Source organism: uncultured Campylobacter sp. (assembly GCF_937981295.1).
Lineage (GTDB): Bacteria > Campylobacterota > Campylobacteria > Campylobacterales > Campylobacteraceae > Campylobacter_B.
Genome location: NZ_CALJPC010000076.1, coordinates 15,046 through 27,311, shown reverse-complemented (window position 1 = coordinate 27,311; position 12,266 = coordinate 15,046). Strand labels below are relative to the sequence as shown.

Below are 12,266 nucleotides of genomic sequence, written 5' to 3'. Positions count from 1 at the left end.
GCTCCGCCTATTGCGCCTATCGTAAGCGGCACCAATAAAATTCGCTTTTTCATACCCGCCCTTTAAAATAAAATTGAAATACATTATTATATATCCGCATACTTAAATAAGGTTGAAATTTAATTTCAAAACCATTTGAAATTTGTTTTTATTGGCGGCAAGTATTGTGCTCCGCCTAAGCCGTTTACGCATTTTGACTGCGTCTTGTTTGTACTTTATCGCGCCGTTTCTGCCCCCTCGGCTCTGCTCCGCTTGCACCTGTTTTTATCGCGTTTCGTCTGACCGCCTCTGCGCCTTGGCTTTTCGTTTCGATTCGTTTGCGCCACGCTCAGGCTGCTAAATTCGGCATTTCTATCACAGCAAAGAGTCTAAATTTAAACATCCGCGATTCGTTTGCGTCTAAATTTAGCGGTCGCCCGCGCGATTTTAAAATTTCGCTTTTCGCAAATTCAGATCGGAATTTATTTGCTTTTTATTTTACAAAGGATAAAATCGCGCCTAAGAGATCGGTCGATCTAAATTATTTCAGGACTTTTTCATGAATAACGTTAAATGGTACATCATCGCAGGCGCCGTGCTAGGCGTGCTGGGTGCGACGCTGGTGCATTTCGGTAATCCGGGCAATATGGGCGTTTGCGTCGCTTGCTTTTTGCGCGACACCACCGGCGCGCTGGGCTTTCACCGAGCTAGCGCGGTGCAATACATCCGCCCGGAGATCATAGGGCTCGTGTTCGGCGGCTTTTTGGCAAGCGTGCTTTGGACGCGCGAGTTCGCGCCGGTTACCGGCAGCTCGCCGTTTGCAAAATTTTTCCTAGGGATCTTCGCGATGATCGGCTGCCTTGTGTTTTTGGGATGTCCGTGGCGCGCGTTTTTACGCCTAGGCGGCGGCGATTTGACAGCGCTAGCCGGATTGGCAGGTCTGATCTGCGGCGTACTCATTGGGTTTTTGCTTAAAAAGCGCGGCTATGAGGCGAGTAAAGAGGCAAGACTTAGCGGCCCGATCGGAATTTTGCCCGTGATACTGGGCGCAGCGCTACTTGCGGCTTTGGTTTTCGGACTCAAAACGGGCGAGGGCGGCGCGCTTTTTATCTCCGCTAAAGGTCCCGGCGCACAACACGCCGCGGTAGGCATCTCGCTGGCTGCAGGCATTATCGTGGGCGCGGTGATGCATAGAAGCAAATTTTGCAGCGTCGGCGCGTTCGGTAGAATTTTCAGCGGTGATTTCTCGATGTTTTGGGGCGTGCTAAGCGTCATCGTGTTTGCGAGCATCGCAAATATCGCGTTTGGACAATACAAGCTCGGCTTCGAAGGCCAGCCTATCGCGCATAACGATTTCGTTTGGAATTTCTTGGGTATGGTGCTCGCAGGACTTTGCTTCAGCCTAAGCGAGGGCTGCCCCGGTAAGCATCTGGTGCAGGCCGGCACGGGAAATTTAAGCTCGGGCATATTCGTTATCGGCATGGCGGCGGGCGCTGCGATCGCGCATAATTTCTTGCTCGCAAGCTCGGCTAAAGGCATCACCGAGTTCGCTCCTTACGCGGTTGCGATCGGTTTTGTTTTCGCGCTTTACGTGGGGATTTTTCAAAGACGCGTCGGCTAACGCAGACGTTAGCAGAACTTGGCTCGGTTCGCTGTCATACGCTTGGTGTAACGGCAAACCCATGCTTTAATTGCAAAATTATATACGGTGAAATTTAAAATCGCCGTATAAAATTTTGTGCCGCTATAACTTTAAAAAGTAATTTTTGTGCCTGCGTTAGTAAATTTTAAAGTCATTCTTGCTAGACTACGCATTAAATTTTGCTAAATTTAAGGTTGTTTTTGGAATTTACTACAATTTTTTCGGTTTTGTTTTTTGCTATTTCGCTGATTTTTGCAGCATTTTTGTCGAATAGAACTTTTAAAATTGCTGTTGGTATAATTGCACTAATTTATATTTTTGCACTTTGCTTCGATTTGTTGCTATTTTTCGTTTTTGGAAAGCATTTCGGACTATTTGTGATAACATTTTTTTGTACCTCTATAGAAGGCGCTCCGATTACAAGTTTTGCGCGTGAAATTGCGATTTTGGTGATGATTTGCGTAGCGATCATATTACTTAGTATAATTATTACCGTACGCATTTTGCATTTTCGTCATAGCTCAAAGCTTGGTATTTTATTTATGCCATGTATTTTAACAGCCTTTTTTTGAACCCTCTTTACTATGCAGCTAAAGAATATTATCTGCAACTGAATCCGCCCGTAGAAGCGATTAAGAAGCAGGTTTATCCGTATCTAGCCATTCCACATCCCAAGGCTCCGATAAAGCGTAAAAATATTGTCTATATTTTTTAGAGAGTTTTGATCGCGCCTATACTGACGAAAGAAATTTTTCCAAACTTACACCACATCTAAATGCACTCAAAAATCGTATAGATTTTTCTGAAATACACCAAGTAGTAGATACTGGTTTTACTATTAAAGGGCTGTTTGGTTCACACTGTGCTGCAAATTATACGTTTGCATCTGCCAAAGATATGGCTTCTGAAAATTTCACTAAAAATATTGTCTGCGCTAGCGAAATTTTACACTCTTTGGGATACCATACCTATTTTATAAAGGGCGCTGACTTAAATTTTCAGGGTACTAGAGGCTTTTTGCATCAAAGAGGTTATGACGAAATTAAGGGGAGAAGCGAAATTTTAGCCGTGGATCCATCGGTTCATACTAATGAATGGGGTGTGGATGACGATGATATGCTTCGTGTGGCATGGAATGATTTTGAGCGTCTAAACAAAGCAGGTAAGCCGTTTTTGTTCTCACTTCTCACGATTGGTACGCACACTCCAAGTGGATTTATCCCGCGCTCATGTGAAGGGCTAGAATATAATGAAAATGCCGTGCCAATGCTACGCGCGGTGCATTGCAGTGACCTATTAGTGAGTAAATTTATTGAGCAAATTCGCTCAAGTCCATATGCAGCGAACACAATCATTGTACTGCAAAATGATCATCCGCTATTTTATAAAAATGCTATAGATGGTGGCTTTGGCGATGGACTTAAAGACGAGCGGGACTTATTTGTGATACTGGATGATGATTTGGATGGAGAGTTCGAGATCAAAAAGCGTGGTACCTCGTTCGATACTTTTACAACTGTGCTTGGGTATTTAGGAATCTTGGATGAGATGAATTTCGGCAGAAACCTGCTCTCGCGCGAGAGCTTACCATTTGATGCCGATGATGAATTCTTTGTAAACGCAAGTAGAATTTTGTCTAAGCTTTCTTATGACGAAGCGGTACGAGCACAGCAAGAGTCTAGCAAATAGACTCATTTTTGTCACCTCAAGTAGTATAAACGGATATAAAACTCCCTCGTTTTAATCCTTGCCGATTGCGATTTACATTTGAGGCATTTATTTGCAACAATCATGAAATTTTGTAAATATAAGAGCTCTATATCATGTATCTAGCTAGCCGTGATATCGTAAAATTATGTTTATATTGCACCGCAAATTCGCTTTTACTAAGCGTAGCATACAGATTTAACACTTATTGCGTTTAACCGACAAGATGGATCTTGGCACTTATAACCCGACCAAAATCAGCCACATCTGCTTTGGCAGTTGCCGCATACTTTTAGCGCCACACCACCGCGATATAGCTCCTTTAGTTCGGCTACCAGATCAATGTCGTAATTCCCCGGTTTTTCAGTGCTATCTATTACGAGATCGACCGTGTCATTCATAAGAAAAATTCTTACATCCTCGCCTTTTTATGCAGGCTGTCCGCTGGCCTCAATGCGTTGTAGGCGTTGCCCGAGCCGTTATACGGCTGATTTGCCAGGATCAGTAGGATTTTCATTTTACGCCCCTTCGTTTAAAATTTTATTGAAAAGAATTCTATATTAAAGCGAGTTTGCATTACCTTAAATTTAGGCTTACGGACCTGAATGGTTAAATTTAGTCTTTATAAATTTAATTTTTATCGCGACAAGCTTGGCCTATTGCTTCGCTAAGACTTTTTAGCAGCTCGTCCGCAGCTTTCGCTTTGTCACGTGCGCCACGATTTTTGCCGTTTGAAGCGCCCGCTTCGGCGCCCTTTACGCAGTCTTGCACGAAATACCACCAAAAGTACCCACCCACGTAGTTTTTCGCGTAGCGCGGCATCGTATAATACCGCCTCATCATAGTCTTTTTGCTCGCCTGCGTAGCGTCCGACGCCGTGTTTCCGCACTCGCCGATGCCGAGCTTCGAAGCAGGGAAGGCGCTTTGCAGATCGGTAAAAATTTCGCTCCAATCAGGCGTAAAGCCCTCGTTGTCGTCCTCGTAGTAACTTACGAAAAGATAATCCAGCCCATCTTTCATATCCTGCGGCACGAATTTTCGCAGCCACTCGCGCATTTCTATTTTTTGTACTCCGCTCGGCGTATAATACGCAGTAAGCGCCGTCTTAGCGCCTTTCTTGTGGATGAACTCGAATGCCGCGATCATCTTGGCGGCAATGAAATTCGCATCATCCCCGAGCCAGCCCTCGCCGTTTATTTCGTTGCCGATCTCCCATATCGTGACGTAGGGCGCGAGCGCGGCGAAGGCGTCTGCGAACCTCTTTTCGTAGCTTTTCACGCTTTTGTACGAGCTCATCTCGTAGGAGTCCACGGGGCAGGCCATCACGTACGAAACCTCGCTAAGTCGCCTAAAAAGAGGCTCGTACTCGCGCGGAGCGATATCTTTTGACATCACGACGCGCACGGTGGGCTTTACGGGTAGGGCTTGCAGGGCGCGCACGATACTTTGCAGCTTCGCGCCCGAGGCGTCTTGTGCGTCCTCGTACCAGCCGTCGTCGATCGTAACGCCCCAGATAAAGTCAGATTTAAAATTTTGTTTTGAAATTTTATTTGGATTTTCGCCGTAAAGTACGCCGCAAAATAGCGCCCCGCAAAACAGCGCGAGAAATATGTGTTTGAAATAGACCACGGCTTGCTCCTTGATTTTAAATTTTAAAAATTTAGCTCTTTGCCGGTCTTTCCACAACCAATCAAGCAATCAAAATTTATCTCTTGCCTCTAAGATCATAAGAATAATACGAACGAGAAAAACCCTCTACGCTGAATATAGCAAAAGCGTTAAGCGCAAGAGCCGCTAAGCTTAGTAGCACCGTAGCAGGCAGCGAAAAACGTGCCAAAAACGCATTTGCAATAGCTGCAAGTACAAGCGCGATAAAGCAATATGAAAATATCGCGACGCCACTAGTATCGGCAAGCTCCTGATAAAATCTATAAAAAAACAGAAACGATGCGATGAATCCCAATGCAAGTAGTATTTGAGCGATGATGCCGCCCGCTAAAAATATAAATAACAATACGCCTATAAATATCGCCGCAAAGGCAATGGCTACGTTACGCAAAAGGCTGCGGCTTACGGTAAGTTTAGAGATATTATAAATGCTAAAGATAAAAAGCACGAATGCCGCTGCGCTTAGTAGCACTCCCAATCCGCCGTAAATTCCTAATAGCAATAGCACCAGTTCGGCTATAGCTTTTAAGGCGCAGGCCGCGATGAAGGTGTATTTGATGAGTGCTACTTCTTTTTCTTGCGGGTTTGAGGGTTGCTGGTCTTGAGTGTGCAGGTAGTCGTTTAAATCCATATTTGCTCCTTGAAATTTATGCAAAAGTATATCTAAAAAACGAATAGGTAAAGATAAATTTCAAAATTTAGCGGCTCGCGGGCGGATATGTCGTATAAAGCAGGCGCCGCAAAAAGGCGGGTAAATTTAATTAGATAAATTTTAAAATTTAGATTGGAATTTCGGCGCTGACGCGGCGGGTAAAATTTTAAGCGGACTGTAAATTTAAAAAAGATGTGAGATAAAATTTCGCGCAGATCTGCAAATTTAAAATCCGCAAATCCGCGCAAGTTGCTACAAGCGTGACTCGTAGCGACGTAGCGTGTAAAGACGTTTAAGCATCTTTTTGCGAGCTGAAATTTTTTGCTTTTTGCGGACTTCCGTCATCGGCTCAAAAAATCGTCTCGCGCGAACCTCGGTAACGACTAGGTTACGATCGGTCTGCTTCTTAAAGCGTCTGTAAGCTTCGTCAAATGATTCGTTCGGATATACCTTTACTCCAGGCACTTTCCTCACCGCCTTTCAAAAAAATGAATTGTGAGTTTAGCGAAAAATTCCTTAAATTTGCTTTTGAAGCGCTTTTTTATACTTCCACACGCTTTTGTTGTTGCGAGTATCTATCATCGAAAGCTCTAAAAGTAGGCTTTCGCTTGCTTGCGCGGTAGAATTTTTAGCTGCAGAATTTAAATTTTTTGATTTTTTAGATTCTGCTTTACCGTCATTTGCCGCAGCGGGGCTTTGCGGTAAAATTTTACCTACCAAGATGTAATCCGGCGCGTAGATCGAGCCGCTTTCTACGGCGTGATAGCCACGGCTTACGCCATCGTTGCTAAATACGAGTTCATCTTTACTTGGGGCGTCTGTGACGACTGCTTTGCCTGAATGCAGTAGTGAAATTCTAATTTTTTTGCTCAAAAATTCCGCATCCACGCCGTGCGCGTTCGTTCCATCCAGTGGCTCGATGCCGACGACACTAAATTTACCGCCTTTCTTGCCGACAATACGCTTTGAGAGTAGATCAGCGATGCTTTCGCCTGCAATGCGCTCCAGATATGCGTTTGGATATCCTGCGTGATCAATGCCTCCGGTAAGCGCCGAATTATCCGTGCTTTTAGAGCCTTTAAGCGCAGCGCAGCCTGCTAAAAAGACACATAGTAAAATCACGAAAAAACTTATTTTAAAATTTTTCATAGCATTTCCAAATTTTATAAAATAAACTCTGCGATTATAGCGAGATTTGGTTAAATTTCGTTTTTTATAAGCAAAATTTGTAACGGATATTCCGCTCATTCCTTTAATTTTGAGTTAAAGATTCCTTGATATACTTTCTGCCAATTTATTCAGAAAATTCGCGGGGTTATTATGAAGAGAATCATTAAAAGAGACGGAAGTTTTCAAGAATTTCAATCCTACAAAATAAAAGATGCTATCAAAAAAGCCTACAAAAGCGTCGGTACCGAGTTTGACGAAAAGGTTTTTGATAACGTAATGGGCGCGATCGTTTTTAAGGATAAATTAAGCGTAGAAGATATTCAAGATCTCATCGAGAAAAAGCTCTTCGAAGCGGGCGATTTCGCCGTTTTGAAAAGCTTTATGATCTATCGCCACACGCACAAGATGCAGCGTGAGCACATTTTGGGGCTTGAGGAGGATACGACCTATATCAACTGCACCCAGACGGTCAATGAATATATCAGCAAGCAGGATTGGCGAATTTTGGCAAATTCCAATACCAGCTACTCAAACGCAGGTCTTATCAATAACACCGCCGGCAAGGTCATCGCAAACTACTGGCTCGATAAAATTTACTCTCGCGAGGAGGGCGCGGCGCACCGAAACGGAGACTATCATATCCACGATCTGGACTGCCTTACGGCGTATTGCGCGGGCTGGAGCTTGCGCGTGCTTCTAAACGAGGGCTTTAACGGCGTGCGCGGCAGAGTCGAGAGCAAGGCGCCGAAGCATTTCCGCGAAGCGCTGTATCAGATGGCAAATTTCCTTGGAATTTTACAAAGCGAATGGGCTGGCGCACAGGCGTTTAGCAGCTTTGATACATATCTGGCGCCATACGTTTTCCGCGATAAATTAAGCGACGATGAGGTTAAAAAGGCTATCACGAGTTTTGTGTTTAACCTAAACGTCCCGGCGCGCTGGGGGCAGAGCCCGTTTACCAACGTCACCATCGATATGACCTGCCCGGATGATCTAAAAACGCAGATTCCTACGCATAATAACGAGCATCTATTTAAAAATTTACACGATGAGGAGCTTTTGACGGAGGCTAAAAGGCGCGGTAAGGACTCGCTCGAGGCTTTGACTTACGGCGATTTCGAGCCTGAGATGAACCGCATCGTGATCGCGTTTTATGAGGTTTTAACTACGGGCGATAAGTGCGGCCAGCCGTTTACCTTCCCGATTCCTACGGTAAATTTAACGGAGGAGTTTGATTGGGATACTCCTGCAGCCGATGCGGTTTTTGAAAACACCGCCAAGGTGGGCTCGAGCTATTTTCAAAATTTTATCGGCTCGCAATATATCACGAACGAAAAGGGCGAGCGCGTACCCAATCCAAAGGCGTATAAGCCTGGCGCCGTGCGCTCGATGTGTTGCCGCTTGCAGCTTGATTTGCGAGAGCTTCTTAAGCGCGGCGGAGGACTTTTCGGAAGCGCAGAGATGACGGGAAGTATCGGCGTCGTAACGATAAATTTAGCCCGCCTAGGCTATCTGTATAAAAATAACGAAGAGGCGCTGTACGCGAGGCTGGACGAGCTTTTAGAGCTTGCTAGCTCGACGCTTGAAAAGAAGCGAAAATTCGTTACCGAGATGTTTGAGCGCGGCTTGTATCCATATACGAAGCGCTATCTGCCGGGCTTTAATAACCATTTCAGCACCATCGGTATCAACGGCGCAAACGAGATGATCCGAAATTTTAGTGGAAATAAAGAGGATATTACGACGGAATTCGGGCGTAAATTTGCCCTTAAAATGGTTGAGTATCTGCGCGAGAAGATCCGCTCGTTTCAGGAGCAGACGGGCAATCTATACAATCTCGAAGCCACGCCTGCCGAGGGTACGACGTATCGCTTCGCCAAAGAGGATAAGAAGCGCTACGCAGATATCATCCAAGCGGGATTTGATAAAAATATATATTACACCAATTCGACACAGCTGCCGGCAAATTTCGGAAGCGATCCGTTCGAGGCGCTGGCGATGCAAGACGAGCTGCAAAGCTCCTATACAGGCGGCACGGTGCTGCATCTGTATATGAAGGAGCGCATCAGCTCGGCTCAGGCGTGTAAACAGCTCGTAAAAAGCGTAGTGCAAAACTATAAGCTTCCTTATATCACGATCACGCCGATTTTTAGCGTCTGTCATAAGCACGGCTACATCAGCGGTGAGCATGAATACTGCCCGAAATGCGACGAGGAGCTACTCGCGGAATACAAAGCCAAGCAGAGCAAGGGCGCCTAAATAGCGATTAAATTTTAATCTTAATGAAAGGATGGAGAATGGAATTTCCAAAAGAGTTAGAAGCAAAACGCACAAAATGCGTCGTTTACACAAGAGTAATGGGCTATTTACGCCCAGTAGAGAGCTTTAATATCGGAAAGAAGGGCGAACACAAAGAGCGCGTCTTTTTTGAAGAGAAAAAAGACAAAAAACAAATAGCCTAGTCGCCGCTACCGGCCAAATGCAACAAACGCATACGAAGCCGCCGCAAGCCTTAAATCTGCGTAACGCGCAGATTTACGAGATCACGCCGTTTACGATGCTTGATTTTGCTGATCACATCGCCGCGATCGCATGGTTTTGCGGCTGCAATATGCGCTGCATCTATTGCTACAACCCACAAATCGTTACTTCACGGGGTAAAATTTCAAACGAAGAGTTTCTGCGCTTTTTGGATGCGCGCGCAGGCAAGCTTCGGGGCATCGTATTTAGCGGCGGTGAATGCACCTGTGCGAGCGATTTTATCCCGCTGGCGCACGAAGTTAAGCAGCGCGGCTTTTTGCTCAAAGTAGATACCAACGGCTCAAATCCGCAAAAGATCGAAGAGGCGCTAAGCCTAGGGCTGATCGATTATATAGCGCTTGATTTTAAGGCGCCGCGGCAGGATTTTGAGCTCATCACGAAGTCAAGCTTATACGATAAATTTCTGCAAACTCTTAGGCTTTTGCTGCGGCAAAATTTTAAATTTGAGGTGCGCACGACCGTGCATGCCGATTTTTTAAACGAAGCAAAGATCGAGCAGATGGCGCAAATTCTATACAGCGAGGGCTACCGCGGCGTTTATTATCTGCAAAACTTCCTGCCTACCGGCGATAATTTCGGCCATTTAGATGCGCCGCTTGCGAGCTTCGATCCGAGCAAAATCCGCATCGATCTAAAGATAGAGCTTCGAAATTTTGATTAAATTTGCGCTGTCGCGTGCGTCTTGCTGCGATGAATGCGATGAAATTTTATTTAGCGTGAATTATCCGGCGTATATTGTGCCGCGATAAATTTCGCCTTGCGGGAAGCTTTAAAATTTATCTTGCCGCCGCTTGCTATGTTTAAATTCCGCTCCGTCTGCGGCGTAAAATTCTATGTTTATCAAGAGCTTTAAATTTTACTGCGCGAATTTGCTTCCCGTAAAATTTCACGCCGTGCAGGCAGACCGCTCCAAAACAAAAGGTAAATTTAGCTTGCTTTGGCTAAAATACGCCGAAATTTTGAAAAAGGCAAAAAATGGATAGGAAAAAAATCTACAACCCCTTCTCCGACGAGACGCTTACCGATCGCAAGGTCTTCGGCGGCAATCCGCAGGGAATTTTAAATTTTACCAAGGCGAAATATCAATGGGCGCTGAAGCTTTGGGATCTGATGGAGGCCAACACCTGGTTTCCTAAAGAGGTTGATACCACCGACGACGTGCGCGATTATAACTTCAATCTCACAAGCGCCGAGAAGCGGATGTACGATCTCGTGTGGAGCCAGCTGATATCGATGGATAGCTTTCAGACTAATAATCTCGCCGATAATATCAACCCCTACATCACGGCTCCGGAGATCAACGCCGTGCTCGCTCGCCAAGCCTACGAGGAGGCCAACCACAGCAAATCCTACGCCGTCATGGTCGAGGCGATCTGTGAAAACACCGATCTCATTTACGAGATGGAGAAGCACGACGATATGCTCCGCAGGAAAAACGACTACATCTCAAGCGTCTATGAGGAGCTTGCGGGCGAGGTTAGCGACGATAAGCTGCTGCTGGCGATGGTGGCGAATCAAATTTTAGAGGGGATCTACTTCTACAGCGGCTTTACCTCGATCTATGCGCTCGCGCGCGCAGGCAAGATGCTAGGCAGCGCGCAGATGATCCGCTTCATACAGCGCGACGAGATCACGCACCTGCTACTATTTCAAAACATGATAAATTCCGTCCGCAAGGAGCGCGCCGATCTGTTTAATAAGCGCAACGTGGATAAAATTTACGAGATGTTTGAAACGGCGGGGAGCTTAGAGATCGATTGGGGCAAATACATCACGGATAATCAAATCATGGGCTTTACGGACGACATCATCGAAGAATACATCCACTATCTAGTCGATCAGCGCCTGCTTGCCATCGGGCTTGAGAAGCGATACGGTGCGAAACATCCGATAAAATGGGTCGATGATTTTTCTAAATTTAACGATCAGAAGAGCAACTTTTTCGAGAGCAAGGTCACGAACTACAGCAAAGGAAGCTTGAGTTTCGATGATTTTTAGCGGATTTTGCGATTTAAAATTTTGCTCCGCCGCATCGCGGCGCCGACGCTTGGACGGCACTTTTAAAAATTTTATCGGCCCTGAATTTAATCAGAGCAAAAGCTTTCGTGGCTTTAAATTTAACGTCTGGTCGGACGGGAGTGCACTATGGTCTCGCTAGAGCGGCTTCGCTGCGAAAAGATGGCGAACGACATCGCCGAGCAGGTTAGCTTAAATCCTGCGCTTTTTGAGGCGTTTTGTAGCGTCGCTAGAAGCGAGTTTGCCCCGCTGGGCGCGCACGCCTTTAGCCTTAACGCGCAGCCCATTTTAGCCAGCCAGTGGATCAGCTCGCCGCTGACGGTCGCGCGCATGACGATGGCGCTAAGCGTGGATCCGAAGGTCGAGAAAATTTTAGAGATCGGCTGCGGCAGCGGCTATCAAGCGGCGATTTTAAGCAGGATGGTTCACCGCGTCTTTGCCGTCGAGCGCGTCGAGCGGCTGGTGGGCGAGGCGAAAAGGCACTTTGCAAATCTCGGGATTTCAAATATCAGCCTGCGCCACGACGACGGCAATGCCGGGTGGAAAAATTTCGCCCCTTTCGATAGGATCTTGCTCTCCGCGTGCGCCGAGCGGATCGACGAGCGGCTGTTTGCGCAGCTGGCAATCGGCGGAATTTTGGTCGCTCCGATGAATAGGGGCGGCTCGCAAAAGATCGTTAGATTTAATAAAATTTCGCCGAGCGAGATCAAGGAAGAGGAACTCGGCGCCTGCGAATTCGTCCCGCTGGTGCAGGGTCGCGGATAGATCTAGCACGCAGTAAATTTTAAAATTTCCTACCGCCGCGGGCGCGTAAATTTAATAAAATTTGCTTTTGCGCTCCGCTGCGAAATCAGAGTTTTATTAATTATTTATTTAAATTCAAGTACAATA

General features: G+C 46.0%; 14 protein-coding genes. 9 read left to right on the top strand and 5 right to left on the bottom strand.

All coding sequences use genetic code 11. The features are described 5' to 3' along the window. The first annotated feature begins 538 nt into the window (after positions 1 to 538). The 3 genes from yedE to Q0135_RS07025 all read left to right on the top strand — a co-directional run bounded on the left by yedE (position 539) and on the right by Q0135_RS07025 (position 3,310). Positions 539 to 1,600, top strand: a complete 1,062-nt coding sequence (yedE, locus tag Q0135_RS07035; protein WP_297989442.1) for a YedE family putative selenium transporter — start codon at positions 539 to 541, stop codon at positions 1,598 to 1,600. A 221-nt stretch (positions 1,601 to 1,821) separates the two neighbouring features. Then, entirely contained in the window at positions 1,822 to 2,193 is a 372-nt protein-coding gene (locus Q0135_RS07030; RefSeq protein WP_297989440.1) for a hypothetical protein, read from the top strand. A gap of 220 nt (positions 2,194 to 2,413) precedes the next feature. Further along, positions 2,414 to 3,310: a sulfatase-like hydrolase/transferase gene (locus tag Q0135_RS07025; protein ID WP_367272146.1), complete on the top strand. Its 897-nt coding sequence runs from the start codon at positions 2,414 to 2,416 to the stop codon at positions 3,308 to 3,310. Positions 3,311 to 3,585: 275 nt separating this feature from the next. Here Q0135_RS07025 and Q0135_RS07020 read toward each other — a convergent pair whose 3' ends face one another. The 5 genes from Q0135_RS07020 to Q0135_RS07000 all read right to left on the bottom strand — a co-directional run bounded on the left by Q0135_RS07020 (position 3,586) and on the right by Q0135_RS07000 (position 6,797). Beyond that, a complete protein-coding gene (locus Q0135_RS07020; RefSeq protein WP_297989438.1) occupies positions 3,586 to 3,729 on the bottom strand; it encodes a hypothetical protein in 144 nt (47 codons plus the stop codon). A 229-nt stretch (positions 3,730 to 3,958) separates the two neighbouring features. Then, positions 3,959 to 4,957, bottom strand: a complete 999-nt coding sequence (locus tag Q0135_RS07015) for a hypothetical protein (RefSeq protein ID WP_297989436.1) — start codon at positions 4,955 to 4,957, stop codon at positions 3,959 to 3,961. 76 nt (positions 4,958 to 5,033) lie between these two features. Then, complete coding sequence (locus tag Q0135_RS07010; RefSeq protein WP_297989434.1) at positions 5,034 to 5,627, bottom strand: hypothetical protein; 594 nt, start codon at positions 5,625 to 5,627, stop codon at positions 5,034 to 5,036. A gap of 273 nt (positions 5,628 to 5,900) precedes the next feature. Then, positions 5,901 to 6,113: a 30S ribosomal protein S21 gene (rpsU, locus tag Q0135_RS07005; protein WP_005869392.1), complete on the bottom strand. Its 213-nt coding sequence runs from the start codon at positions 6,111 to 6,113 to the stop codon at positions 5,901 to 5,903. Between the two features lie 51 nt (positions 6,114 to 6,164). Then, positions 6,165 to 6,797, bottom strand: a complete 633-nt coding sequence (locus tag Q0135_RS07000) for a hypothetical protein (RefSeq protein WP_297989432.1) — start codon at positions 6,795 to 6,797, stop codon at positions 6,165 to 6,167. A 171-nt stretch (positions 6,798 to 6,968) separates the two neighbouring features. Between Q0135_RS07000 and Q0135_RS06995 the strand changes: the two genes are divergently transcribed. The 6 genes from Q0135_RS06995 to Q0135_RS06970 all read left to right on the top strand — a co-directional run bounded on the left by Q0135_RS06995 (position 6,969) and on the right by Q0135_RS06970 (position 12,140). Beyond that, positions 6,969 to 9,077 carry a ribonucleoside triphosphate reductase gene (locus tag Q0135_RS06995; protein ID WP_297989430.1) on the top strand — a complete coding sequence of 703 codons (2,109 nt, stop codon included), beginning with the start codon at positions 6,969 to 6,971 and terminating at the stop codon, positions 9,075 to 9,077. Positions 9,078 to 9,115: 38 nt separating this feature from the next. Continuing rightward, positions 9,116 to 9,280 carry an anaerobic ribonucleoside-triphosphate reductase gene (gene nrdD, locus Q0135_RS06990; RefSeq protein WP_005869389.1) on the top strand — a complete coding sequence of 55 codons (165 nt, stop codon included), beginning with the start codon at positions 9,116 to 9,118 and terminating at the stop codon, positions 9,278 to 9,280. A gap of 17 nt (positions 9,281 to 9,297) precedes the next feature. Further along, positions 9,298 to 10,020, top strand: a complete 723-nt coding sequence (locus tag Q0135_RS06985) for an anaerobic ribonucleoside-triphosphate reductase activating protein (protein WP_297989429.1) — start codon at positions 9,298 to 9,300, stop codon at positions 10,018 to 10,020. A gap of 172 nt (positions 10,021 to 10,192) precedes the next feature. Then, the gene (locus Q0135_RS06980; RefSeq protein WP_297989428.1) at positions 10,193 to 10,342 is read left to right on the top strand and encodes a hypothetical protein; all 150 of its coding nucleotides are present in this window, start codon (positions 10,193 to 10,195) and stop codon (positions 10,340 to 10,342) included. Further along, entirely contained in the window at positions 10,335 to 11,357 is a 1,023-nt protein-coding gene (locus Q0135_RS06975) for a ribonucleotide-diphosphate reductase subunit beta (RefSeq protein WP_297989426.1), read from the top strand. The genes Q0135_RS06980 and Q0135_RS06975 overlap by 8 nt, the downstream gene beginning before the upstream one ends. Positions 11,358 to 11,504: 147 nt before the next feature. Next, positions 11,505 to 12,140, top strand: coding sequence for a protein-L-isoaspartate(D-aspartate) O-methyltransferase (locus Q0135_RS06970; RefSeq protein WP_297917640.1), 636 nt, complete (start codon positions 11,505 to 11,507; stop codon positions 12,138 to 12,140). Positions 12,141 to 12,266: the final 126 nt, after the last annotated feature.